Origin of the sequence: Streptomyces antarcticus (genome assembly GCF_026627255.1) — a bacterium.
GTDB classification, from domain to species: Bacteria; Actinomycetota; Actinomycetes; order Streptomycetales; family Streptomycetaceae; genus Streptomyces; species Streptomyces antarcticus.
On record NZ_JAPNLM010000001.1, the window covers coordinates 468,800 to 492,018 of the forward strand.

21 protein-coding genes are annotated in these 23,219 nt (G+C 75.5%); 8 read left to right on the forward strand and 13 right to left on the reverse strand.

Going from position 1 to position 23,219, the window contains the following annotated elements:
• Positions 1–23: 23 nt before the first annotated feature.
• From OTB16_RS02110 to OTB16_RS02135, 6 genes are all read right to left on the reverse strand, one after another.
• Positions 24–1,289: an HEXXH motif domain-containing protein gene (locus tag OTB16_RS02110; protein ID WP_267717880.1), complete on the reverse strand. Its 1,266-nt coding sequence runs from the start codon at positions 1,287–1,289 to the stop codon at positions 24–26.
• Positions 1,286–2,827 carry an FxsB family cyclophane-forming radical SAM/SPASM peptide maturase gene (locus OTB16_RS02115; protein ID WP_267717881.1) on the reverse strand — a complete coding sequence of 514 codons (1,542 nt, stop codon included), beginning with the start codon at positions 2,825–2,827 and terminating at the stop codon, positions 1,286–1,288. The genes OTB16_RS02110 and OTB16_RS02115 overlap by 4 nt, the downstream gene beginning before the upstream one ends.
• A 192-nt stretch (positions 2,828–3,019) precedes the next feature.
• A complete protein-coding gene (gene fxsA, locus OTB16_RS02120) occupies positions 3,020–3,211 on the reverse strand; it encodes an FxSxx-COOH cyclophane-containing RiPP peptide (RefSeq protein ID WP_267717882.1) in 192 nt (63 codons plus the stop codon).
• A gap of 654 nt (positions 3,212–3,865) precedes the next feature.
• Positions 3,866–7,612, reverse strand: coding sequence for an SAV_2336 N-terminal domain-related protein (locus OTB16_RS02125; RefSeq protein WP_267717884.1), 3,747 nt, complete (start codon positions 7,610–7,612; stop codon positions 3,866–3,868).
• Positions 7,613–7,618: 6 nt separating this feature from the next.
• The gene (locus OTB16_RS02130) at positions 7,619–8,731 is read right to left on the reverse strand and encodes an AAA family ATPase (protein WP_267717885.1); all 1,113 of its coding nucleotides are present in this window, start codon (positions 8,729–8,731) and stop codon (positions 7,619–7,621) included.
• A 22-nt stretch (positions 8,732–8,753) separates the two neighbouring features.
• Positions 8,754–10,838 (reverse strand): VMAP-C domain-containing protein, encoded by a 2,085-nt coding sequence (locus tag OTB16_RS02135; protein ID WP_267717886.1) that lies wholly within the window; start codon positions 10,836–10,838, stop codon positions 8,754–8,756.
• Positions 10,839–10,980: 142 nt separating this feature from the next.
• Here OTB16_RS02135 and OTB16_RS02140 point away from each other — a divergent pair, with 142 nt between their 5' ends.
• A complete protein-coding gene (locus OTB16_RS02140; RefSeq protein WP_267717887.1) occupies positions 10,981–11,169 on the forward strand; it encodes a DUF6104 family protein in 189 nt (62 codons plus the stop codon).
• A gap of 132 nt (positions 11,170–11,301) precedes the next feature.
• Here the strand turns inward: OTB16_RS02140 and sodN are convergent, their stop codons facing one another.
• Positions 11,302–11,697, reverse strand: a complete 396-nt coding sequence (sodN, locus tag OTB16_RS02145; protein ID WP_267717888.1) for a superoxide dismutase, Ni — start codon at positions 11,695–11,697, stop codon at positions 11,302–11,304.
• Between the two features lie 171 nt (positions 11,698–11,868).
• Here sodN and sodX point away from each other — a divergent pair, with 171 nt between their 5' ends.
• Positions 11,869–12,294, forward strand: coding sequence for a nickel-type superoxide dismutase maturation protease (gene sodX, locus OTB16_RS02150; protein WP_267717889.1), 426 nt, complete (start codon positions 11,869–11,871; stop codon positions 12,292–12,294).
• On the opposite strand, the gene OTB16_RS02155 is transcribed toward sodX, so the two are convergent.
• Positions 12,198–12,827, reverse strand: a complete 630-nt coding sequence (locus OTB16_RS02155) for a CGNR zinc finger domain-containing protein (protein WP_267717890.1) — start codon at positions 12,825–12,827, stop codon at positions 12,198–12,200. The two genes, sodX and OTB16_RS02155, sit on opposite strands and share 97 nt — an antisense overlap.
• A gap of 81 nt (positions 12,828–12,908) precedes the next feature.
• On the opposite strand from OTB16_RS02155, the gene OTB16_RS02160 reads away from it, so the two are divergent.
• On the forward strand, positions 12,909–13,676 hold the full coding sequence (locus OTB16_RS02160; RefSeq protein ID WP_267717891.1) for a class I SAM-dependent methyltransferase: 768 nt from the start codon (positions 12,909–12,911) through the stop codon (positions 13,674–13,676).
• A 93-nt stretch (positions 13,677–13,769) separates the two neighbouring features.
• On the opposite strand, the gene OTB16_RS02165 is transcribed toward OTB16_RS02160, so the two are convergent.
• The 3 genes from OTB16_RS02165 to OTB16_RS02175 are packed head-to-tail and all read right to left on the reverse strand — an operon-like array spanning position 13,770 to position 16,474.
• Positions 13,770–14,534, reverse strand: a complete 765-nt coding sequence (locus tag OTB16_RS02165; RefSeq protein WP_269289373.1) for an amino acid ABC transporter ATP-binding protein — start codon at positions 14,532–14,534, stop codon at positions 13,770–13,772.
• Positions 14,534–15,475 (reverse strand): amino acid ABC transporter permease, encoded by a 942-nt coding sequence (locus tag OTB16_RS02170; protein WP_383911097.1) that lies wholly within the window; start codon positions 15,473–15,475, stop codon positions 14,534–14,536. The genes OTB16_RS02165 and OTB16_RS02170 overlap by 1 nt, the downstream gene beginning before the upstream one ends.
• Before the next feature lie 39 nt (positions 15,476–15,514).
• Positions 15,515–16,474 carry an ABC transporter substrate-binding protein gene (locus tag OTB16_RS02175; RefSeq protein WP_267717892.1) on the reverse strand — a complete coding sequence of 320 codons (960 nt, stop codon included), beginning with the start codon at positions 16,472–16,474 and terminating at the stop codon, positions 15,515–15,517.
• Between the two features lie 524 nt (positions 16,475–16,998).
• On the opposite strand from OTB16_RS02175, the gene OTB16_RS02180 reads away from it, so the two are divergent.
• The 4 genes from OTB16_RS02180 to OTB16_RS02195 all read left to right on the forward strand — a co-directional run bounded on the left by OTB16_RS02180 (position 16,999) and on the right by OTB16_RS02195 (position 20,226).
• On the forward strand, positions 16,999–18,201 hold the full coding sequence (locus OTB16_RS02180; protein ID WP_267717893.1) for an NAD(P)-dependent malic enzyme: 1,203 nt from the start codon (positions 16,999–17,001) through the stop codon (positions 18,199–18,201).
• Between the two features lie 164 nt (positions 18,202–18,365).
• Positions 18,366–19,328: a zinc-binding dehydrogenase gene (locus tag OTB16_RS02185; protein ID WP_267717894.1), complete on the forward strand. Its 963-nt coding sequence runs from the start codon at positions 18,366–18,368 to the stop codon at positions 19,326–19,328.
• Positions 19,329–19,420: 92 nt separating this feature from the next.
• On the forward strand, positions 19,421–19,630 hold the full coding sequence (locus OTB16_RS02190; RefSeq protein WP_267717895.1) for a helix-turn-helix domain-containing protein: 210 nt from the start codon (positions 19,421–19,423) through the stop codon (positions 19,628–19,630).
• Positions 19,630–20,226: a Clp protease N-terminal domain-containing protein gene (locus OTB16_RS02195; protein ID WP_267717896.1), complete on the forward strand. Its 597-nt coding sequence runs from the start codon at positions 19,630–19,632 to the stop codon at positions 20,224–20,226. The genes OTB16_RS02190 and OTB16_RS02195 overlap by 1 nt, the downstream gene beginning before the upstream one ends.
• Positions 20,227–20,337: 111 nt before the next feature.
• Here the strand turns inward: OTB16_RS02195 and OTB16_RS02200 are convergent, their stop codons facing one another.
• Together OTB16_RS02200 and OTB16_RS02205 are read right to left on the reverse strand one after the other, a co-directional pair.
• A complete protein-coding gene (locus OTB16_RS02200; RefSeq protein WP_267717897.1) occupies positions 20,338–21,276 on the reverse strand; it encodes a PadR family transcriptional regulator in 939 nt (312 codons plus the stop codon).
• A 1-nt stretch (position 21,277) separates the two neighbouring features.
• Entirely contained in the window at positions 21,278–22,204 is a 927-nt protein-coding gene (locus OTB16_RS02205; RefSeq protein ID WP_267717898.1) for a DUF4097 family beta strand repeat-containing protein, read from the reverse strand.
• Between the two features lie 150 nt (positions 22,205–22,354).
• Between OTB16_RS02205 and OTB16_RS02210 the strand changes: the two genes are divergently transcribed.
• A complete protein-coding gene (locus OTB16_RS02210) occupies positions 22,355–23,167 on the forward strand; it encodes a hypothetical protein (RefSeq protein WP_267717899.1) in 813 nt (270 codons plus the stop codon).
• Positions 23,168–23,219: the final 52 nt, after the last annotated feature.

The window sequence follows — 23,219 nt, forward strand, 5'->3', positions numbered from 1 at the left end:
ACGGTACCGCAGCGGACGATTCGTCAGCCTCGTGCGAACGGGGCGAGTTCGGGGTGTTCCGCGCACCAGGTGCTGCGCTCGCGGTCGACGGCCCGGCGGGCGGTGGCGTGCTGGTCCCCGGGCGGCGGCAGTTCGTCCATGGCCCGCTCGGCGTCGTCCATCGCCTCGGTGAACTCCCGCCCGGTGGAGGTGAGTTGCGGGTGCGCCCGGAGGACGGGCAGGACGGCGGCGACCTGTGCCCGGATCCGGGCGTGCTGGGCCCAGGCGCCGCGGGCGCCGTAGAGGGCGGCGCGCTGCCAGTACCCGGCCAGGGCCAGGTGGGCGTACGCCCCGTGCAGGAGCCCCTCCAGCGGCCGGGGGTCGGACCGCCAGGGGGCCCAGTGCCGGGGCGTGCGGTCGGCGGTGTGCAGGGTCAGCACGTCGGCGAGCGCGGTGAGCTTCCCGTGCTGCACCTCGTGGACGAGGGTGGCGGCCAGCGCGGGCGGGGCCTGCGCCCGCGCCAGTACGGATCCCGCGGCCGCGGGGAGGGTGGCGCCGCTGGAGCGCGAGCCGCCGGCCAGCGGGACGACGGAGCGCAGCAGCTGGACGGTCTCCCCCGCGCGGAGGGTGTCGTACCGGTGGAGCAGGGTGAGGGCGCCGGACCACTGGGTGTCCCAGCGCTTGTGCCCCTTGGGGGTGAGCCGCCGGGCGGCGCGCACGGGCGCCGGGTGCTCGGGGCCCGGCGCCCGGTAGGGGTCGAGGTCGTCGAGGGCGGTGCCGCCGCCGGGCAGCGTGTGCAGGGGCAGGGTGCCGGGGTCCGAGGGGTCCCAGGAGCCTTCAGTGAGGGTGAGCGGGCCGGGGTGGGACGGGCGCAGCAGGCCGAGGGTCGGCAGCACGAGGCGGCCGTGCACGGGCCGCAGGGTGGTGGCGAAGGCGACCCCGGCCCGCAGGGCCGCGGCGGCGGCGAGGGCGCCGAGGTGGCCGAGGTCGGCGGCGGGCCCGTACGGGTCGTGCAGGCGGCGCAGGGTCTCCTCGGCCCACACCCCGGTGGCCGGGTAGTGCACGACGTCCCGCGCGGCGCCCGGGTCCTTGCGCTCGGCCTCCTCCAGCAGGGCCCAGTGGTCGGCGGCCTCCCCGGCCCGCCCGCCGGGGGCGGCGTCGAGGACGGCGCGCAGCAGGACGAGGCGCTTGGAGCGGCGGATGTCGCGGATCAGGCGGGTGCCCTCCGTGGAGGGCTCGGTCGACGCGAGGGCGCGCAGGGTGTGGGACGGGACCTCGAACGGGGCGAACGGGGCGAGGGGGTCGTTCACGACGCGGCCGCCTGCCGGGGATCGGCGGCGGGTGGCGGCGGCGGGAGGGCGGCGGGCGCGGGGAACGGGCCCGGCCGCGTCACCGCCGGGCGGGGGTCGGCCGCGGACCGGGCGGTCGCGGCGCCGGGGGCGGCGGGAGGCGGAACGGCCGCCGTATGGGGGGCGGCTGGTCCCGTACGGGAAGCGGCTGGCGCCGTACCGGAGGCGGACGGCGCCGTACCGGAGGCGGACGGCGGCCCGGGGCGGGCCGGCGGCCGGGCGGTCGCGGCGCCGAGGGCGGCGGCGACGTGCCGGATCAGGACCTTGAGGTCGGCGCAGTACACGGACGGCTGCCGGAAGCCCTCGCCCGCCAGGTAGCGGTGCGGGTAGTGCCCGCCGCCGCACACCTCCACCAGCTCGCAGGAACGGCATCCGGCGGCGAGCGCCTCCCGCCCGAGCTGGCGGGCGGCGAGCCCGGGGTGGTCGAGGAGCTGGTCGAAGCTGTGCGTGTCGAGGGTCATCCCGGTGGCGGCGGCGCCCTCGTAGGCGGATTTCAGCGAGTCGGCCTGTTCGATGGAGCCGTCGGTCTCGATGACGGCGGTGGTGGCGGGCGCGAGCCCGAGCGTCTCGGTGGCCGCGGGCAGGCCGAGGAGGAGGGCGATGACCTCCTCGAAGATCCGGATCCGGGTCCGCCGCTCCCCGTCGTGCCACCAGCGCTCGAAGACGGCGAGCAGCCAGTCGGCGTACGGGGTGCGGCCGGGGCTCCGGCCCGGCGGCGGGGAGCTGTGGTGGGCGAGCGGGAGCAGCAGTCCGAGGGCGGGCGGGGCGTAGCCGAGCAGCGACTCGTACGTCTCCACGGGGTCCTGGGCGAGGTCGACGACGCAGAGCACCCCCGCGTAGCTGTCGGGGTGCCGGGACAGCAGCCGCAGCCCGCGGGTCGCGGCGGCGAAGCCGGGCCGTCCCGCGCGGTCCACGCGCCGGGCGTTGTGGGCGGGCAGCCCCCCGTCGAGGCTGACGCCGACCCGGATGCCCGCGGCGGCCAGGGCGGCGAGCCGGCCGCGGGTGAGGAGCGTGCCGTTGGTCTGGACGGTGGCGGTGACCCGGGTGCACGGGGAGCTGCGGGCCACGGCCGCCCGTACGGCGTCGACGGGCTCGGCCAGCCGGGCGGGCGAGGTGAGCAGCGGTTCGCCGCCGTGCAGGACGAGGTCGACGTGGGCCAGGCCGTGGGCGGCGGCGTGCTCGGCGATCCGCTCGGCGGCGCGGGCGGTGGTGGCCGGGGCCATGACGGCGGGCTGGCCGCGCCAGCCCTGGTCGGCCATCTCGTAGACGTAGCAGTAGGTGCAGGCGAGGTTGCAGCGGCTGCGGGTCTTGAGCACGAACTGGCGGATCGGGTAAGGGCGGTGGCCGGCGGCGCGCAGGGCGGGGACGTCGAGGCGGGCGTAGGGCCAGGGTGCGTGACGGGTGTGGCGCGCGTGGAGGGCGGTGAGGGCTTGGAAGGCCTGGAGGGCCTGGTTCCGGTGTGGGGGCGGCAGCGCGTCGCTCGTGATCGTTTGCCTCATCGCCTGTACCTCCCGCTGCGCACGGTCCATCCCTGCCCTTCGGAGGGTCCCGGCTAACGGCGGAAAGTGGTCAACTGCGGCGACGGGTACGCGGGGTGACGGGGCGGGGCGGCTGGGCGGGCGGCGGGACGGCGGCGACCGCGGCCGGGGCCCGGGCCGGGGCCGGGGCGGCGGCGTTCACGGCGCCGGGTGTCACACCACTCCGGAGTCGAAGGCGTTGAGGACCTCGGCCGGGTGGGTTACCCGCTCCACCATGCCTTCGATGACCGCGGCGAGCACCGGATGGTCGATGCCCCGCAGCGCGGCCAGATCGAGCCCCGAGAGGTCCGGGAGCCGACCGGGACACGCGCGGGCCGCGGGGGCTTCCTGACGTTGAGTCACCATGGGCCGGGTTTCCCCCTGTTGCCTCGGACGTACGGCGGTGCCCTGCCCTTTCCCCTCCCCCGGCGCACGGAAACGGGCGCCACCGGGGCGCACGGCGGCCCGGCCGCCACCACCGGACCCGGAACACGCCGCCCGGGCGGCGCGGCGCGGCTCCCGGGGGCGGGGGCCGGTGTGTCAAGGGGCGGCGTCGGAAACGACACCGGGGGCTCCCCGGTCCAGAACCCGGCGGCGTCCGCACCCGGCCGGTGCCGGGCGGTGCCAGCCCCCGGGCGCAGCCCCCGGCCCAGCGGCGCGGCAGCCCGGCACGGCGGCGGCACGGCAGGGCGGCCCGGCAGTCCCGCCCGCGGCACGGCCCGGCAGCCCGGCAGGGCGGCCCCCGGCGTCGGGAACGGCGCCGGGGGCGCTCCCCGGTCCGGAACCCGGTGGCGTCCGCACCCGGCCGGTGCCGGGCGGTGGCAGCCCCCGGGCGCAGCCCCCGGCCCAGCGGCGCGGCAGCCCGGCACGGCGGCGGCACGGCAGGGCGGCAGCCCGGCACGGCGGCGGCACGGCAGGGCGGCCCGGCCCGGCACGGGAGCCCGGCCCAGCGGCCCGGCCCGGCCCGGCGGCCCGGCGCGGCACGGGAGCGGGCGCGGCGGTCCCGCGCGGGCTGCGCCCCTATGGGCCCGTCTCCAGTGCGCGTACCCGGGCACGGAGCGCTTCCGTCCGGCGGCCGTCATCATCGGCGGCCGCGCCGGTGTCGGTGTCGCCGAGGCGCTGCCAGAGCTCCAGGGCGGCCCGGTAGGCGTCCAGGGCCGCGCGGGGCCGCGCCAGGCGCTCCAGCACCGCCCCCCGCAACTCCTGCACGCGGGCCGCCAGCCGCACGGCGGTGTCCCCGCGCTCCTCACGCTCGGCCTCCAGGGCGGCCCGCCAGGCCCGCCGGTAGGAGTCGGCGGCCCGGTCGAGGCGTTCGGCCGCGCGGGTGTGACCGTGGATCTCCTGCTGTACGTCGCCGTGGTCCCGCCAGGCGCGGGCCTCCTCCAGCGGGCCGCGGCTGTGCCGTACGGCCAGCTCGAGCAGGTACTCGGCCTCCCGCAGGTCCACCGGGTCGCCCTCGTACGCGTGCCGCAGCCGCAGCCCGGTGGCCAGCCGCACCAGCCGGTGCGCCGCCCCCGGGTCGGACTGCGCGACCGCGGCCCGGCTCTCGCGCAGCACGCGTACGGCGGTACCGGTGAACGGCCGCCCGTCGGCCGCCCGCGCACGGTCCAGGAGGACGTCGCCCCACTCGGGCAGCAGCTCCGCGTAGGCCTCGGCGTCCCGGGGGATCAGCCGCCGGGCGCGGCCGTAGGCCTCTGCCGCGTCCTCCAGCGCCCCCGGGCGGGAGTCCCGGGCGTACCTGGCCCGGTGGACGCGGGCCAGGCACACCAGGGCCGCTACCCGCAGCTCCGCGTCCCCGCCCGCCTCCGCGAGGGCGGCGCCGAGCTGGGCGGCGGCCTGCTCCAGCCGCCCGGGCAGGTACCGCAGCGCCCCGGCCAGCTCCACCCGTACCCCGGCGGTCCGCCGGGGCCGCGGCCCGGCGCCGCGCGGCAGGGCCTCCGCGGGCAGGGCGTCCAGCGCCGAGGCCAGCCGGGCGGCGGCCTCCTCGGCCAGCGCGCTCCGCTCGGCGGGGTCCGGGGTGCGGGGCAACAGCGCCAGCAGGACGCGCCCCAGCGCGAGTTGCAGCGCGGGATGCCGGTCCAGCCCCTCGGCGCCGCCGGCTCCGGATCCGGCCGCCCGCCCCGGGGCCCGGCCGGATCCGCCACCGGAGTCCCGCTCCGGGCCGTCGGCGGAGCGCGCAGCCGGGTCGGGCCGGGCGCCGGGACTGCTGCCCGGGGTGTCGACGGCCGGACCGTCGCCCCCACCGGCGTCCCCACCACCGGCGTCCCCACCGCCGTCGCCCCCACAGCCGGCGTCCCGGCCCTCGGGGTCCGCACCGGGTCCACCGCCCCCACCCGTATCCGGGGTCGGAGCCGGGGCCAGGCCAGGGGCCAGACCAGGGGACAGGCCGGGCGCCGACCCGGGCGCCAGGTCCGGGGCCAGCGGGGGCGGCGGGCCCGTCAGGGGTTCCAGGGCGGCGCGGGCCTCCCGGAGGGCCGCCGGGTCGTCGCGCACCTCGCTCAGGCGGATCAGGGCCTCCGCCCGCCGCACCGCGCAGTCCCGCCGCAGCCGCCGGTCCGCGCCCGGCACGGCTCCCGCCGACGCGAACTCCCGCTCCGCCGCGGCCAGCAGCTCCGCGGCGGGCCGTACGCCCGCCAGGGCCCGCTCGTACAGCACCCGGCCCAGCGCCGCCCGCGCCGGGGCCGTCGCCAGGCCGGTCACGGCCCGCTCCGCCTCGGCGAGGAGTTCGGGGTCGCGCTGGTCCGCCCACAGCCGCAGCAGCGCCCCCGCCAGCTCCGTCTCCGCCTCCTCCGGCGGGTCTCCGGGCCCCGCCGGGACCGCCACGGCCCGCCGCAGCACCGCCACCGCCTCGTACAGCGCCCGCGCTTCGCCGCCCCCGTCCGCGAGCCGGTCCCGCGCGGCCCGTACCGCCCGGGCCCGTCCCGCGGGCGGGGGCGCGGCCCCGTCGGCCGCCGGGCTTCCCGGGCCGGCCGCGCCCGGCGGCCCCGGCAGGTACCGCCGTACGACCTTCGCCGAGACCTGCGCGAAGGCCTGCGGGAGCCGTCCCGCGGGCACCCGGCCGGCGGTCTCGCGCGGTCCGGGGCCGGGCACCGGCGGCGGCGCCCCCGTCAGCTGGGTGACGGCGAGCGCGGGGAAGTTCCGTACGCCCCGCCCGAAGTGCGCGAGCACGTACTCCGAGCAGTGCTTGAGCACCAGCGCGGCCTCGTCCCGCCCCAGCGGCCCCAACAGCACGTCCTGCACCCCCGGCACGAACTCGTACCACTGCCCCGGCGGCGGCCCGCTGCGCCGCAGCAGGCCGCTCAGCAGCACCTCCGCCAGGTCGGACGGCTCCGAGTCCGGGAGCATCGTGCGCTGCACCAGCCGCATGACGGGCAGTGCCAGCGGCGCCGCCGACAGGTACACCGCCAGCTGCACGGCCCGGGGCGCCGCCGAGGAACGGAACCGCCCCACCAGCTCGCGCGGCGGCCGTACCGCCCTCGGCGGCGGCGCGGCCGCGGCCCGGTGGTCCGCCAGCACCCGGCCGACCTCGGCCGGTACCGGCCCGGCGCCCAGCCCCGCGACGAGCCGGGCCCACGCCCCGAGCGCGGTCGCGCTCGGCGGCAGCACCGGCACGGTCAGGCCTCCCGTGGGCCGCCCCGGCAGCGGGGGCCGGTCCGGCCGGAACGTCAGCTTCAGGCCCGCTCCTCCGGTCCGGGCCAGCGTGCCCCGCTCGGTCGGCAGCCAGCTGCGCCCCCACAGCCGCTGCGGCAGCGGCTGCACGACCACGCACGGGGTGCACTCGGCCCACCGGTGCAGCAGCCGCTGCGCCGAACCCTCCCGCCACAGCGGCCCGGTGCAGTCGGAGACCACCATGGTCAGGGCCCGCCCGGTCGGGTCGCGCAGCTGGTCGCCGGAGCGCATGCCGCCGCCGGGCACGGGGTCGCGCCCGAGGGCCGGCGTGCCGTCCGGAAGCCGGTGCAGGTGGTGCACCTGCACGTCCCGGAAGGCGCCGAGCCGCTCGCACACCGTCCGCAGCTCCTCGAACATGTCCTGCCACACCGCCATCGACGGCGACGCGTCCATCACCAGCCGTACGGTCGCCTCGCGCCGGCTCTCCGGCCGGAGCACCGGGACGACCAGCCCGAGGGCCCGGGCGCCGGCCTCGGCGGTGGCCGCCTCGTCGAGCACCATCCGGCCGGGCGGAGCGGCCGGCCGGTGCCGCTGGAGGGCGCGCAGGGCCCGCTGCACGTCCAGGATCCGCGGCAGCGCGGCCGCCCCCGGCACCCGTACGGGCACGGCCTCCCCGGCCGGGACCTCCGCGTCCGGTTCCGCTCCGGCGTCCCTCCGGACCCCCGGCACGTACAGCCCGACCGGATCCTCGGCCTCCGCATCCGCCGGTACGGGCTCCCCCGGTACGGGCTCCCCCGCGCCCGGCACCGGACCGCCCGGCCCGCCCCGCTCACCGGCGCCCGCACCGCCCGCCCGCCCGCCGGCCGGCGCCTCCCCGGCGGGTGGCGCCCCGGCGGCGCGCATCCGGGTGCGCCCGGCGAGCCAGAGCGCGTCGGCCAGCTCCTCGGCGGACGGATCGAGCCCGGCGGCGCGCAACAGCCCGGCCAGCACCCGGATGTCGGGCTCGGCGGCGGACGGCCCTGCGGGGGACGGCCCGGGGGCGGCGCCCCCGGGAGCAAGACCGGCAGTCGGCTCGGCGGGCGGCTCGGCGGGCGGTTCGGCGGGCGGTTCGGCGGGCGGTTCGGCGGTTGGCTCAGCGGGCGGTTCGGCGGGGAGCACGGCCCGTCACCTCGGACGGTCGAGACGCTGGATCAGCAGGTCCGCCAGGTCCTCGCGCGTCGGCGGGGCGGCGTGATGCGTGAGGTAGATCGCGTTCAGCAGCTGGTCGGCGGCGACCAGCTCCGACTGGGAGCGGGTGAGGAACTCCCGGATCAGGTCGGCCCCGAGCCGGGCCGCCTCCTCGCCGAGGTGCGCGCGGACCATGGTGGCGAGCCGCTTCTCCCCCGGCTGCCCCAGCTTGAGCTGGATGCAGCGCCGCAACAGGGCGGCCGGGAAGTCCCGTTCCCCGTTGCTGGTCAGGATGATGAAGGGGAAGGCCCGGCAGCGGACCCGCCCGTCGCGGACCACCGCCTTGGACCCGTCGTCGGTGAGCACCCGCACCTCGGGCTCGGTGTCGGCCACCCGCTCCAGCTCGGGGAGCGCGAACTCCCCTTCCTCCAGCACGTTCAGCAGGTCGTTGGGGAGGTCGATGTCGCTCTTGTCGAGCTCGTCGATCAGCAGCACCCGCGGCCGTTCGGTGGGCAGCAGCGCCGTTCCGAGGGGCCCGAGCCGGATGTACTTCCCGATGCCGGGCACCCCGCCGCCCTCCCCACCGGCGCCCGCGCCACCCGCAGCACCCGCACCAACCGCACCGCCGGCCCCGCCCGCAGCGTCCGCCCCGGCGCCCGCCCCGCCGCCCTGGCCGCCGCCGAACCGGCCGCCCGCCGCCAGCTGCACGTCCTGGAGCCGGGCGATCGCGTCGTACCGGTACAGCCCGTCCTGGAGCACGGTCCGCGAGACCACCGGCCAGCGCAGCACCCGGCCGAGCTTCAGCTCGTGGGCCACGGCGTGCGCGAGGGTGGACTTCCCCGTCCCGGGGAAGCCGGTGACGAGCAGCGGCCGCCGCAGGTACAGCGCGGCGTTGATCGCCTCCAGCTCCTCCGGCTCGGGCCGGTGCAGCTCGGCGGCCTGCCGGTGCGCGCCGAGCCGCCGGGCCACGTTCCCGTCGGCCGCCGCCGGTCCGCCGGACGCGGCGGTCGGCCCGCCGTCGAAGTCCCGCCAGGGCGGCGGGTCGGGCAGGGTGTCGATCCCGTCGTGGGGCTCCCCGACTCCGCGGTAGATGAGCCACTCGTCGTTCATGGCAACTGCTCCCTCCTGCCGGTCACAGGTCCCCCTGGAGCGGCTCGTCCTCGGGCAGGGCGCGGGCGGGGTCGTCCCAGACGAGGACGGCCCCCGCCGCCCAGTACGCGTCCGGGTCCGCCCCGTACGCGCGCCCCCGCAGCGCCTGCAACCGCAGCGGCAGGGCCCGCGCCCCGCCCGCCTCGGCCAGTTCCTCCCGCAGCGCGCGGTGGAACGGCGCGCAGGAGACCCCCGGGTCGGCGGGGGGCCGGCGGCCGGCCACCACCCCGTACCCGGCCTCCCGTACCGCGTGCAGCGAGCCCAGGGTGGGTTCCTCCGCGGCCGCCCGGCAGTGCACGGCCACCGTGTGGTCGGGCTGCGCCGCGAGCCGGTCCGGATCGGCGGCGCGGGGGCGCCCCCGCGCGCAGTCGATGCGCGCGTCCAGCAGCGGGCCCGGCTGGACCCGCGCCCACCGGTCGGCGGCGCGCTCGGGCGCGGGCGGGGGGCCGCCGGGGTGGCGCAGCACCACCGGGCGCTGCACCCCCAGCGGGGTCCCGCCCACCAGCGTCCATTCGTCCACCGCCAGCCCGAACAGCGCCGGTTCGACGGCCACTTCGAGCAGGGCAGCCGCCTCGTGGGTGTCGCACCGCCGGAAGGCCTCGGCGAGCGGGGCCCGCAGTGCCTCCGGCAGGCCCGCCAGGGTGGCCCGTACGCCCGACTCCACCGGGGTCACCCGGCCGGGGTGCGCCGGTCCGGCGAGCACCGACACCCGCCAGTCGTAGACGTCCTCCCAGCCGTGCGCCCAGGCCTCCAGCAGCACCGACGCCCCGGAGTGCACCCCGCCGGCCTGCCGGGCCGGGCCGTGGGACCCCCGTTCGGCGCGGGCCCGCCGGCGCTGCTCCCGCTCGGCCAGCCCGCGCTCGTGGCGCTCGCCGAGCTCCCGGCGCAGCGGCCGCCACAGCCGCTCGGCCGTGGCCCGTACCCAGTCCCACAGCTCCTCGTCCGCGCCCGGCGCCGGCGGTTCGCGGTAGTCGGCCACGCTGACGTCCGTCGCGTACCGCAGCATCGCGGCGGCCTCCCCGGCGCCGCCCGGCGGGTCGTGGAGCAGCCCCAGCCCGTCGCGCCAGCTCAGCGGGGCGGGCGGCTGCGGGTCCGGTTCCTCGCCGCGCGCCGCCTCGGCCAGCGCCCGTACGACCTCGGAGGAGCCGGGCGGGGGCAGTTCGGCGAGGAGCCCGCACAGGGTGGTGCGCTCGCCGGGGGTGAGCCGGCCTCGTCCCTGCGGGCCGCCGTCCTCGGGTCCGGGCAGCTCGCCGTGCACGTCCGTCCAGGTCCGGCGGGTGTCGAGGTCGCTGACGTGCTGGTCGTAGTGGTGGAGGTCGTGGGCCTGCATGACCCGCCGGTAGAGCCCGATCTGGCCCCGCGGGGGCATCGGCAGGGTGCGCAGCTGGACCACGGACACGGCCAGCCCGCCGCCGCCCGTGTGGCGTCTGGCTTTGACGACGCCGACGACCTCGCCGCGGCCGAGGTCCACGACGGGGCCGCCGGACATGCCGGGGTCGATCTCGTCGTCGCCGCCGAGCCGGATGGCGGCGCCGTTGCCGGCGGTGCCGCGCAGCCGGGTGGTGCGGCCGGTGATCTCGGGGGTGCCGAGGTCCTCGGTGCAGCCGAAGTACGCGACCTCGTCGAAGCGGGGCCGGGAGCGGTCGGTCAGCCAGACGCAGGCGTGCGAGACGGGGGCGAGGACCCGGATCAGCGCCAGGTCGGGGAGGTCCCACAGGGCGCGGCGGCCGGGGCGGCGCTCGTCGAGCCGCTCGGGCAGGACGCACTCCACGCGGCCGGCGACGGTCCCGGTCGCCGCTCCGTGGCGGGCGGAGCCGCCGGAGGAGAAGGTGATGCCGACCTCGCGTCCCGTCAGACGCACCCCAGCACCCCCCTCGCCGACCACGTGCGCGCACGTCAGGACCCAGCCGGGGGCGATGAAGAACCCGCTCCCCCAGGTGGGTCCGGATGGGCCGCCGTGGGGTTCATACCCGCCCGGCGGCGCGTGGACGCGTACGGTCGCCGCCTGGACGAGGGGTTCGAGGAGCTCGAAGGCGCGCGCGGAGCCGGCCGTGCGCCCGTCGGTCATCCGCGCCCCCCGCTGGTGAGACGTCTGGTGAGACGTCTGGTGAGACGTCCAGGCTAGCGCCGGGGGGCGATACGACGGGAGGTGTCGCCGCGTCGCGGATTATCCTGGCGGGAAACACCCCCATCACGGCACGGAGCCAGACTTGTACTTCACCGATCGCGGCATCGAGGAGCTCCAGAAGCGGCGCGGCGAGGAGGAGGTCACCTTCGAGTGGCTCGCCGAGCAGCTGCGGACGTTCGTCGACCTGAACCCGGACTTCGAGGTCCCGGTGGAACGCCTGGCCACGTGGCTGGCCCGGCTGGACGACGACGAGGACGACCCCGACGAGTGAGCGGACGGACCCCGGGGCGGGTCCGTCCGTCACCGGACGTACGAGAACGGCCCGGCCGCGTGACGCGGTCGGGCCGTTCTCGTCGTCGCGGGCGGCCGGTGGGGCCGTGCGAGCAGGGGGACCGGGCGCCGGTCAGGCGGCCTTGGTCTCCCAGAAGATGCGGTCGATCTCGGCGATGAGGTCGAGCGCCTTCTGGCCGGTGGCCGGGTCGTTCGACGCCTTGGCGGCCGAGAGGGCCTTCAGGGTGTCGTTGACCAGGCCGTGCAGCTGCGGGTACTTCTCGAAGTGCGGCGGCTTGAAGTAGTCGCTCCACAGCACCGAGACGTGGTGCTTCGCGAGCTCGGCGCGCTGCTCCTTGATGGTGATGGCGCGCGCGCGGAAGTCGGCGTCGTCGTTGGCCTGGTACTTCTCCTGCACGGCCTTGACGGACTCGGCCTCGATGCGGGCCTGGGCAGGGTCGTACACGCCGCACGGCAGGTCGCAGTGGGCGGAGGCCTTCGCCTTGGGGGCGAAGAGGCGGGAAAGCATGGGGTGTGTCCTCCTCGTGATCGTCTTCTCAAGGGCGAGGTTACTCGCTGGAGATCGGTATTTCGCGGCTGCCCCCATGGGCTTAGGACAAAAGTCCAGGGTCCCGGCCGGACCGGTGAGCGAATGTACGGGCCCGTACGGCAGCATGCGCAGGTGACGAGGAGGTCGCTCATGGTGGAGAGCCGGAGCCCGCTGAAGCGGTTCGGTCTGGTGGAGGTGTCGGGGCCGTCGATGGCCCCCACCCTGGCCCACGGCGACCAGGTCGTGGTCCGGTACGGGGCGGCCGTCCGCCCGGGTGCCGTGGTGGTGCTGCGCCACCCGTTCCAGCAGGACCTGCTCGTGATCAAGCGGGCGGTGGAGCGCCGGCCGGGCGGCGGCTGGTGGGTGCTCGGCGACAACCCGTTCAACGAGGCTCCCGGCGACAGCACCGTCTTCGGCCCGGTCCCCGGCGAGCTGGTGCTCGCGACGGCGGTGCTGCGCGTGCGGCCACGCGAGGAGGGTCAGCGCTCGCTGAGGGCGCGGCTCTCCTGGGCGCTCTCGGCGGTGCGGCCGCTGTGGGCGGACGCCTCGGCCTCCAGCCGCTTGCGGGCCCGGTAGGCGGCCACGTTGGCGCGGGTGGCGCACCGGTCGGAGCAGTAGCGCCGGGAGCGGTTGGTGGAGGTGTCGAGGTAGGCGTTGCGGCAGGGCGGCGCCTGGCACAGGCCGAGGCGGTCGGGGCCGTGCTCGGTGAGGTGGAAGGCCAGGCCCATGGCGGCCATGGCGGCGTAGCCCGCGGAGGCGTTCGAGGGGTGCTCGGCGAGGTGGATGTGCCAGTCGGGGGCGCCGTCGTCGCCGAGGGTCTCGTGGCCGGAGACCTGCGGGCTGACCGGGAACTCCATGAGCAGCGAGTTCAGCAGGTCGACGGCGAGCACGTGGTCGCCGCCGTCGGCGGCCTCGAAGACGGAGCGCAGCCGGCCGCGGACGTTGCGGAAGCGGGTGACGTCGGTGTCCGTGACGCGGCGCGCCATCTGCACGCTCGGGCCGAACAGGGCGCGGACGGCGTCCACCGAGGTGAGCGCGTCCTTGTTGCGGGCCGGCTCCTCGGTGTTGACCAGGCGCACGGCGTAGTCCGAGTAATGGGCCAGTTCCACTTGTAGTCCTTACGGCTGCGGATTATCGTCTCGGTAACAGCTGAGATACATACGAGGGTATTACGTGCGGAGGGGTTCCTGATGGCTGGAACGACGAGGAGCGGTACCGACTGGCAGGCCTGGCAGGACAGCTGGGACCGGCAGCAGGAGTGGTACATGCCCGACCGCGAGGAGCGGTTCCGGGTGATGCTGGACATGGTCGAGGCGGTCGTGGGGCCGGCTCCCCGGGTGCTGGACCTCGCGTGCGGTACGGGAAGTATCACGGACCGGCTCCTCAAGCGGTTCCCGGAAGCCACCAGTACGGGTGTCGATCTCGATCCGGCGCTGCTGGCGATCGCCCGCGGCCACTTCGCGGGGGACGCGCGGGTCTCCTTCGTCACCGCCGACCTCAAGGACCCCGACTGGCGCGCGGCCCTGCCGCACGACGCGTACGACGCGGTCCTCACGGCGACGGCCCTGCACTGGCTGCCCAGCCGGGACCTCACCGTCCTGTACGGGCAGCTGGCGCCCCTGGTCCGCCCGGGCGGGGTGTTCATGAACGCCGACCACATGCCCGACCCCGCCACCCCGCGCATCGACGCCGCCGAGCACGCCCACCGGCACGCCGGGATGGACCGGGTCCGGGCCGCGTCCGGGGTGCCCGACTGGCGCGAGTGGTGGGCCCTGGCGGCCGCGGACCCGGAGCTGGCCGGGCCGGTGAAGGAGCGGTTCGCCCTCTACGGGGAGCACGCCGACGGCGACACCCCGACCGAGGCCTGGCACGCCCGCACCCTCCTCGACGCCGGCTTCGCCGAGGCCCGCACGGTCTGGCGCTCCCCCTCGGACGCGCTGGTCCTGGGCCTGAAGTGACGGCCCGGAGCCCGGGCGCGCAGGGCGCGGCATGACGGAGGGGCGGTACGGGAATCCCGTACCGCCCCTCACCCGCCCGCCCGCCGGTGCGGCCTACAGCACCTTGGACAGGAACGCCTTCGTGCGGTCGTGCTGGGGGTTGCCCAGGACGTCGCGCGGGTGGCCCGACTCGACGACCACGCCGCCGTCCATGAAGACGAGGTTGTCGCCGACCTCGCGGGCGAATCCCATCTCGTGCGTGACCACGATCATGGTCATGCCGTCCTCGGCCAGACCGCGCATGACGTCCAGGACGTCACCCACCAGCTCCGGGTCGAGCGCCGACGTCGGCTCGTCGAAGAGCATCAGCTTCGGCTCCATGGCGAGCGCGCGGGCGATCGCCACGCGCTGCTGCTGGCCGCCGGAGAGCTGCGCGGGGTAGTTCCCGCCCTTGTCGCCGAGGCCGACCCGGTCGAGCAGCTTGACGGCGCGCGCCCGGGCGACGGCCTTGCTCTCCCGCTTGACCATGACGGGGGCTTCCATGACGTTCTCTATGGCCGTCATGTGCGGGAAGAGGTTGAAGCGCTGGAACACCATGCCGATGTCCTTGCGCTGCGCCGCGACCTCGCTGTCCTTGAGCTCGTACAGCTTGTCGCCCTTCTGGCGGTAGCCGACGAGCCGGCCGTCGACGGAGAGCCGTCCGGCGTTGATCTGCTCCAGGTGGTTGATGCACCGCAGGAAGGTGGACTTGCCGGAGCCGGACGGGCCGACCAGGCAGAACACCTCACGCGGCGCGACCTCCAGGTCGATGCCCTTGAGGATGTGGGCGGCGCCGTAGGACTTGTGGACGCCCTCGGCCTTCACCATGGGGGTCGTCATCAGGCCACCGCCTTGCGGTTCGAGAAGCGGGAGAGATTCGCCTTGATCTTCTGCAGCGGGGTGGGCGGCAGGGATCGCAGCGAGCCGCGTGCGTAGCGGCGCTCCAGGTAGTACTGGCCGACGCTGAAGACGCTGGTCAGGGCGAGGTACCAGATCGACGCGACGATGAACATCTCCATCACCGCGAAGGACGTGGCGGCGATGTCCTGCGCGGCGCGCAGCAGGTCGGCGTACTGGACGGCGACCACCAGCGACGACGTCTTGAGCATGTTGATGAACTCGTTGCCCGTCGGCGGGACGATCACGCGCATCGCCTGCGGGAGCACGATCCGGCGCATCGTCTTCGTCTGGGTCATGCCGAGGGCGTGGGACGCCTCGCTCTGGCCCTCGTCGACGGACTGGATGCCGGCGCGGACGATCTCCGCCATGTAGGCGCCCTCGTTGAGGCCCAGACCCAGCAGCGCCGCCAGGAACGGCGTCATGACCTGGGTCATCTCGTCCTTGTAGAACCCGAGGTTCAGGAGCGGGAAGATCAGGGCGAGGTTGAACCAGATGAGGAGCTGTACGTAGACCGGGGTCCCCCGGAAGAACCAGATGTAGAACCAGGCGATGGTGCTGGTCACCGGGTTCTTCGAGAGCCGCATCACGGCGAAGAGCACGCCGAGGACCAGGCCCAGGAGCATCGAGCAGACGCTGATCCAGACCGTGCTCAGCATGCCGCTGATGATGCTGCTGTCGAACAGCTTGTCCGGGATGGTCTGCCAGCGGACGTTGCCCTGCGAGAAGGCGAACGCGAGGGCCACGACCAGGCCGATGACGACGATCCCGCTGACCCAGCGGCCGTAGTGGCGGACCGGGATGGCGCGGATGGCCTCGGGGGGGAGGCCCCCGGCCGGCGGGGTTGCCGCCGGCCCGGGGACCTTGTCGAGCTTGTCAGTCACAGTGACTGCCCTTCAGAGTGCTGCGGTGTCGCGCGGGAATCACTGACCTGCGTTGGTCTTGGCCTCGGTCACGGCGCCGGAGCCCGCGTTCCACTTGTCCAGGGCGGCCTTGTAGGTGCCGTCCTTGATGGTCGCGTCGAGCGCGGCCTTGAGCGCGTCGCGCAGCTCGGTGTTCTTCTTGTCGACGGCGATGCCGAAGAGGCCGGCGTCACCCGGGTTGGCGATGGCCTCGAAGTCGTTGCCGCCGCCCGCGGTCTGCGCGATGTACGCGGCGACCGGGGAGTCGTTCAGGTCGGCGACGGCGCCGCCGGCCTTCACGCGGGTCTGGGCCTCGGCGTCGGTCGGGAAGGACTCGATGGAGATCTCGCCCTTGCCGGCCGTCTTGCACTTCTCGGACTGGTCCTTGGCGGACTGCTCGTACGTCGTGCCGCGCTGGACGGCGACCTTCTTGCCACAGAGGTCGTCGAGGGTCTTGACGCCCTCCGGGTTGCCCTTCTTGACCAGGATGCCGGTCGAGGCGGAGAAGTAGTCGACGAAGTCGACGCCGGTGCCGGTCTTGGCACCCTTGTCGTCCAGACCCTCCTGGCGCGCCTTGGTGTCGGTCAGGGAGGACATGACCACGTCGGTGCGACCGGTGGGCAGGCCGCCGAGGAGGGTGTCGAAGGTGCCGGAGGTGAACTCGAACTTCACGCCGAGCTGCTTGCCGAGGGCCGCGGCGATGTCGGGGTCGACACCGACGATCTTGCCGCCCTCGGTGAACTCCATCGGCGCGTAGGTGGCGTCCGTGCCGACCTTGATCACACCCGCGTCCTGGATCTTCTTCGGCAGCTTGGAGAACAGCGGGGCGCTGTTCTCCTTGCCCGACGGGGTCGCGGTGGAGCCCTTGTCCGTCTGGTCGCCACACCCGGTGAGGATCAGGGCGCCGGCAACCGCGATGGCGCCGACCGCCGCGATCCGGGACCGGGCGGCGGTCGTACGACGAGTGGTGCTAGCGGTCATGAGCTGGTTCCTCCGGCAGGTGGAAAAGCATCCGAAAACGGTCGGGCACGCACCATCGAGTGTCGCGACCTTGTGTGATTACGGCATCTTGCCATTCGGACTGGCGCATTCAGGCTGCCCATCAGGTCAAAATCGCATAACGGGCGCCCCCCGGCACCGAACAGGACTGCGGGCAGGACCCCTCGCCGCCGCACGATGCGCCGCCACATCCCCTGTTTGGCGGACTATTTGCGGTCCGTCTCACCTACCGGGCTCAGCCTCTTGGACTTTTCACCAAAACCAGGACAAGAGGCTTATGGTCGAGCTGGAATCGACTCGTCTGGGCGAGTGTTCTTCCGGTAGAACAGATCCTTACACCCCTCATCCGGGGCTCAGGGCGCGCGTGCGGCGCGCCCGCGCGTACGAACCTCCCCTCCGCGGAGACGGGCCAACCGTCGATGCGGAGCACGGACGCGGTGCCCGCCCACCCCTTAACCAGGAGTGGCCACCCTCAACGATTCAAAGGACTTAAGGGGTCACACAAAGTGGCAGCGGAGATCGTCAACCCTCGCAGTGACAGTGCGACGGACAACAACCCCGACGCGGTGTTCGCACTGCACCGGGGCGGCAAGATGGCCATCGTGGCCACGGTGCCCGTCCACGACAAGGACGACCTGTCCCTCGCGTACACCCCCGGCGTGGCGAAGGTGTGCAGCGCCATCGCCGAGCAGCCGGACCTGGTGAACGAGTACACCTGGAAGTCGAACGTGGTCGCCGTCGTCACCGACGGCACGGCCGTGCTCGGCCTCGGTGACATCGGCCCCGAGGCCTCCCTCCCCGTCATGGAGGGCAAGGCCATTCTCTTCAAGCAGTTCGGTGGCGTGGACGCGGTTCCGATCGCGCTCGCCACCAAGGACACGGACGAGATCATCGAGACGGTCATCCGTCTCGCCCCGTCCTTCGGCGGGGTGAACCTGGAGGACATCTCCGCCCCCCGCTGCTTCGAGATCGAGCGCAGGCTCCAGGAAGCCCTGGACATCCCGATCTTCCACGACGACCAGCACGGCACGGCCATCGTCTCGCTGGCCGCGCTGCGCAACGCCGCGAAGCTCACGGGTCGCACCCTCGGCGACCTGCGTGCGGTGATCTCGGGCGCGGGCGCGGCGGGCATCGCCATCGCCAAGATCCTCGTGGACGCGGGCATCGGCGACGTCTGCGTCACCGACCGCAAGGGCGTCGTGTCCGCGGACCGCTCCGACCTGACGGACGTCAAGGCGGAGATCGCGGGCCTGACCAACAAGACGGGGCAGACCGGTTCCCTGGAGAACGCCCTCGCGGGCGCGGACGTCTTCATCGGCGTCTCCGGCGGTACGGTTCCCGAGGCCGCGGTGGCGACGATGGCGAAGGACTGCTTCGTCTTCGCCATGGCCAACCCCAACCCGGAGGTGCACCCCGACGTCGCGCACAAGTACGCGGCCGTCGTGGCGACCGGGCGTTCGGACTTCCCGAACCAGATCAACAACGTGCTGGCCTTCCCGGGCATCTTCGCGGGCGCCCTCAAGGTCCGGGCCACCCGGATCACCGAGGGTATGAAGATCGCCGCCGCCGACGCCATCGCCGGCGTCGTGGGCGACGAGCTCGCGGCGGACTACGTGATCCCCTCGCCGTTCGACGAGCGCGTCGCCGAGGCCGTCTCGGCCGCGGTCGCCGCGGCGGCGAAGGCCGACGGAGTGGCCCGCCTGGCCTGACCGTCACACCCAGCGGTACGCGAAGAGGCCCGGCCGGAGCGATCCGTCCGGGCCTCTCCGTGTCCGGGCGGCGCGGGCGCGCGGCCCGGCAGTGCGGCGAAGACCTCACTTCCGGGGGGCCGGAGGGGCTGGAACCCGTACCTACCGAGCGGTAGCGTCGCGGCATGTTCGCTGCCTACGCCGCCAGAATCGACCGAGACCAGCCGCTGAACGGCCTCGTGCTGGGCGACCGCCCGGCCCCCGTGGCCCGACCCGGCTGGGTGACCGTCAACGTCCGGGCCGCCTCCCTCAACCACCACGACCTGTGGTCGCTGCGCGGGGTCGGCCTCGGCGAGGACAAACTGCCGATGATCCTCGGCTGCGACGCCGCCGGGACGGACGAGGACGGCAACGAGGTCGTCCTGCACTCCGTGATCGGCCAGAGCGGCCACGGGGTCGGCCCCGACGAGCCGCGCTCGATCCTGACCGAGCGCTACCAGGGCACCTTCGCCGAGCAGGTGACCGTCCCCGCCTGGAACGTCCTGCGCAAGCCCGCCGGGCTGTCGTTCGAGGAGGCCGCCTGCCTGCCGACCGCCTGGCTGACGGCGTACCGGATGCTGTTCACCAACGCCGGGGTGCGGCCCGGCGACTCCGTCCTCGTACAGGGCGCCGGCGGCGGGGTCGCGACCGCCGCGATCGCCCTCGGCAAGGCCGCCGGCCTGCGCGTCTTCGCCACCAGCCGGGACGAGGCCAAGCGCGAGCGGGCCGTGGAGCTGGGCGCCCTGGAGGCGTACGAGCCGGGCGCGCGGCTGCCGCAGCGGGTCGACGCGGTCATCGAGACGGTGGGCGCGGCCACCTGGTCCCACTCGGTGAAGTCCCTGCGCCCGGGCGGCACGCTGGTCATCTCCGGCGCCACGAGCGGCGACCGCCCGGCGCACGCCGAGCTGACCCGGATCTTCTTCCTGGAGCTGAAGGTGGTCGGCTCGACCATGGGCACCAAGGACGAGCTGGAGGACCTGCTGTCGTTCTGCGAGACGACGGGCCTGCGGCCGGTCATCGACGAGGTGCTTCCGCTGGACCGGGCGCGGGAGGGCTTCGAGAAGCTCCAGTCGGGCGACCTGTTCGGAAAGGTCGTCCTCACTCCCTGAGCCCCCTGAGCACCCCCGGCCGCCGGCGACCGACCGGCACCGTCGTCAATTGGGGTTGACACCACCTCCCGCGTCAACCTAGATTGACATGCATGACGGAAGCCACTGATCTCGCCGAACGGGCCGGTGACCGTGACCCCCGCGTGGGCCTGCGTGCCGTGGCCGCCCTCCGCAGGCTGCTGGAGCAGCTGGAGGCCGTACAGGTGCGCAGCGCCCGCGCCCAGGGCTGGTCCTGGCAGGAGATCGCGGCCGAGCTCGGCGTCAGCCGACAGGCCGCGCACAAGAAACACGGGAGCCTCTGATGTTCGAACGCTTCACCCGGGACGCCCGCTCCACCGTGACGGGCGCGGTCACCGAAGCCCAGCGGGCCGGCGCCGCCTCGGTCTGCGAGGAGCACCTGCTGCTCTCGCTCCTGGCCCTGGGGGTCCTGGACCCGCTGGGCGTGGACCGCGAGTCCGTTACGGCCGACCTCGCGGCGGCCCGCCGCCGGGGCGGCATGTCCCGGGCCGACGAGGAGGCGCTGGCCGGACTCGGCATCGACCTCACCGAGATCGTCACCCGCGTCGAGGAGGCCCACGGCGAGGGCGCCCTGGCCGCCCCGGCACCCCGTCGGCGCACCCTGGGGGGATCCGTCCGCGCGGCCCTGGGCCGCTCCGGGCCCGAGGAGGGCGGCGGCGGTTCCGGGGGCCGCGTCGGCGGCAGCCGCCACGTCCCCTTCACCGAGGGCTCCAAGAAGGTGCTGGAGCAGTCCCTGCGCATCGCCCTGGGCCGCCGCGACAAGCACATCGGCAGCCTGCACCTGCTGCTGGCGCTGCTCTCCCGCCCGGGCACGGTCTCCGAGGTCCTGGCGGACCACGGAGTCACGTACGGCACGGCCGAATCGGGCCTGGCGGCCTGAGCCGTCGCCGTGCCCGTCCGGTACGGCGCCCCGCCTGCGAGCCGGGCGCCGTACCGGACTGGCGTGCGGGCCGGGCGCCGTACCGGACTGGCGTGCGGGCCGGCCGGGCGCCTACGGCGTGCTCAGCGCCCCGGTGAGCCGGGAGGCCGCCGCCGCCAGGTGGGCGCGGGCCTCGGCCAGCCGGGCCGGGGTCACGCCGTGGTCGCGGGCCGCGTCCCGCACCTCGTCGCGGAAGCGGTCCAGCAGCCGGTCCAGGTCGCGCGCCGGATCGGCGGTGGGCTCCAGGTCCCCGGCCCAGTCGGTGCCGGGCGACGGGGCCGCGGCGGAGGGCGCGGACCCGGCCGACGGGCCGGACGGGCCGCCCTGCCCGGCCGCGGAACCGCCGGTGCCGGTGCCGGTGCCGGTGCCGCCGAGCCAGGCTCCGGCCAGGCTGCTCAGCACCCCGCCCGACTTGGCGAGCTGGTCCTGCAACTGGCCGGCGATGCGCTGGACCTCCTCGCGGGCCCGTTCCTGGGCCTCCTTCGCCTGGCGGCGGGCCTGCTGGGCCTCCTCGCGGGCCCGGCGACTCTCGTCCTTCGCCCGGCGGGCCTGCTCCTTCCAGTCCTGCCGCGCCTTGCGCAGCTCTTCCTTGGCCGCCTGCCAGGACTCGTCCTGGACCTGGGTCGCCGACGCGGAGGCCGCGGCCCGCATCTCGCGCCGCAGGTCGCCCGCGGCTCCGCGGACGTCGTCGCGGATCTCGGCGGCCAGTTCGGTGACCGAGTCCCGGATCTCCAGTTCCAGGTCGGCCAGCTCGCCGCTGCGGTCGGCCAGTTCGGCACGGCCCGCCTCGGTGATGGAGTACACCTTGCGCCCGCCCTCGGTGGCGTGCGTGACCAGGCCCTCGGCCTCCAGCTTGGCCAGCCGCGGGTACACGGTGCCGGCGGAGGGCGCGTACAGGCCTTCGAAGCGCTCCTCCAGCAGCCGGATCACCTCGTAGCCGTGGCGCGGGGCCTCGTCCAGCAGCTTGAGCAGGTAGAGGCGGAGGCGGCCGTGGGCGAAGACGGGCGGCATGTCAGAGCACCTTCTTGTCGAGCGTGAGGGGGGCGTCGGCGTCGGCCTGCGGGCGGCGCAGCAGCGCGATCCCGCCCGAGACGGTGGTGGCCCGCAGGGTGCCGGTGCCGGCACCGAGGGTGCCGGTGATCCGCTTGGTGCCCAGCTGGCCGGAGACCCGCAGGTCCTCGAAGGCGTTGGAGACGCCGCCGGTGGCGGTGTTGGCCTCCACGCGGGCGTCGGCGGGGTGCGGCAGGCGGATGGCGACCTGGCCGGACACGGAGTTCAGGGCGATGTCCACCGGGCGGGCGGCCGCCGGGTCGAGGTCCAGGTCGATGAGCATGTCGCCGCTGACCGAGTCGGCCCGTACGGACACGCCCGCGCCGTCGACCACCGTCAGGCCTCCGGACACCGAGTGGAAGCCGAGGTCGCCGGTGACGGACTGGGCCTCGACGCTGCCGGAGACGGTGTGCGTCTTGACCCGGCCGGAGAGCCCCACCAGGGTGGCGTCGCCGGAGACGCCGTTGACGTCGGTGCCGCCGGAGATGCCGGAAACGAAGGCGGTGGCGCCGACGACGCCGACGTGGACCCGCGTGGCGGCGGGGACGGTGAGGGTGACGGCGGCGCTGCGCTCCCATGCCTTGCGGCCCTCGGAGGCGGAGCCGGACCAGGCCTTCCACGGCTTGGCCTCGAACCACGCCTTGAACCCCTGGGAGCCGTTCCAGGGCAGGTCCTCGTAGGAGACGGTGAGGACGCCGCCCTCTTGGACCACGTACAGCGGGGGCCCGTCGATGGCGGACGCCTCCAGGCGGGCGGGGCCCTCCTCGGCGGCGACCACGTTGACCGTGCCGCTCACGAGGCGCACGCGGAGCTCGGTGACCGGCTGCTCGAAGGTGAGCTTCTGCGGTTCGGCGATGTGCCACGTCGACTGTGACGCCTGCTCTGCCATGGTGCTGATCCTCCTCGTGCGTTCACGGACACAGGTCTCGACGCACGCAACATATCGCGTCTTCTCCATAACACGATATATCGCGGTCGGGGGAAGTCAAGCGCGCTGCCCGAATCATCGATATGAGGTGATTTGCCTTAGCGTGTGGGCATGCCGATCCCCCCGAGCACCGCAGGCGGCCTCCTGCTCTGCCGCGCCGAGCCCCTCGCCGCCCGCCCCGCCGCGCACCTGCCGCGCGTACGCCTGCTACTGGCCCCGGCAGGCGGTTGGACCGCCATCGTCCCCGGGGGAGAGCCGTGGCTGGACGGCGAGGACAGCGTGGCAGAGGTGCTCGCCGGCTGGGGCTCGGCCATCGCGATCGGCGTCGGCCGGCCGGTGCTGAGCCTGTGGTGGGAGGACGGCCGGACCGGCTTCTCCCTGGCCGGCGGGTTCCGCCGCGCGGCGGTCTACGGGTGGGCGGCGGACGGGACCCCGGACGGCGAACCGGAGGCCGTACGGACCCTCGCGGCCCGGCTGGGCCTGGACCCCGTACTCGACCTGGAGGAGCTGGAGCGCCTGACCCGCCCCGACGCGGAGGCCGACGGGTACTCCAGGCTGCTCGGGCTCATCGCCCTGCTGTCCCGCGCGGGACTGGCCCTGCCCCCGGGGCTCACCCCGGGGGAACCGGCCGACCGGCTCCGGGAGGCGGCCCGGTACGCGCCCGGCGCCGAGACGGTGGAGTGGTCCGGCTGGCGCGAGGCGGTACGGGCGGAGCTCGACGCGGTGGAGGACGGCCCGCTGGGGCCCTGGGTGCTCGGGCCGAAGGCCCGCCTGCTGGGCACGGCCGAGCTGGCGGCGGGCGCGCCCCTGCTGCTCTGGGGTGCCCGTCGGCGCAGCCCGGGCCGGATGACGGCCGGCGCCGTCCTGACGGCGCACGGCGCCCTGGCCCTGGCGTACGACCGCGCCCGGACGCGGCGCGGCTGAGACACGTCGGGCCTCCCCCGGGCCCCGGCCGCGCGCGTCGGGCGCCCCAGCC

Excerpts from the sequence above, each read along its gene's own strand:
- OTB16_RS02115 (WP_267717881.1), bottom strand. The coding sequence starts at position 2,827 with ATGAGGCAAACGATCACGAGCGACGCGCTGCCGCCCCCACACCGGAAC.
- fxsA (WP_267717882.1), bottom strand. The coding sequence starts at position 3,211 with ATGGTGACTCAACGTCAGGAAGCCCCCGCGGCCCGCGCGTGTCCCGGT.
- OTB16_RS02130 (WP_267717885.1), bottom strand. The coding sequence starts at position 8,731 with ATGAACGACGAGTGGCTCATCTACCGCGGAGTCGGGGAGCCCCACGAC.
- OTB16_RS02135 (WP_267717886.1), bottom strand. The coding sequence starts at position 10,838 with ATGACCGACGGGCGCACGGCCGGCTCCGCGCGCGCCTTCGAGCTCCTC.
- sodN (WP_267717888.1), bottom strand. The coding sequence starts at position 11,697 with ATGCTTTCCCGCCTCTTCGCCCCCAAGGCGAAGGCCTCCGCCCACTGC.
- sodX (WP_267717889.1), top strand. The coding sequence starts at position 11,869 with ATGGTGGAGAGCCGGAGCCCGCTGAAGCGGTTCGGTCTGGTGGAGGTG.
- OTB16_RS02160 (WP_267717891.1), top strand. The coding sequence starts at position 12,909 with ATGGCTGGAACGACGAGGAGCGGTACCGACTGGCAGGCCTGGCAGGAC.
- OTB16_RS02165 (WP_269289373.1), bottom strand. The coding sequence starts at position 14,534 with ATGACGACCCCCATGGTGAAGGCCGAGGGCGTCCACAAGTCCTACGGC.
- OTB16_RS02175 (WP_267717892.1), bottom strand. The coding sequence starts at position 16,474 with ATGACCGCTAGCACCACTCGTCGTACGACCGCCGCCCGGTCCCGGATC.
- OTB16_RS02185 (WP_267717894.1), top strand. The coding sequence starts at position 18,366 with ATGTTCGCTGCCTACGCCGCCAGAATCGACCGAGACCAGCCGCTGAAC.
- OTB16_RS02190 (WP_267717895.1), top strand. The coding sequence starts at position 19,421 with ATGACGGAAGCCACTGATCTCGCCGAACGGGCCGGTGACCGTGACCCC.
- OTB16_RS02195 (WP_267717896.1), top strand. The coding sequence starts at position 19,630 with ATGTTCGAACGCTTCACCCGGGACGCCCGCTCCACCGTGACGGGCGCG.
- OTB16_RS02200 (WP_267717897.1), bottom strand. The coding sequence starts at position 21,276 with ATGCCGCCCGTCTTCGCCCACGGCCGCCTCCGCCTCTACCTGCTCAAG.
- OTB16_RS02205 (WP_267717898.1), bottom strand. The coding sequence starts at position 22,204 with ATGGCAGAGCAGGCGTCACAGTCGACGTGGCACATCGCCGAACCGCAG.
- OTB16_RS02210 (WP_267717899.1), top strand. The coding sequence starts at position 22,355 with ATGCCGATCCCCCCGAGCACCGCAGGCGGCCTCCTGCTCTGCCGCGCC.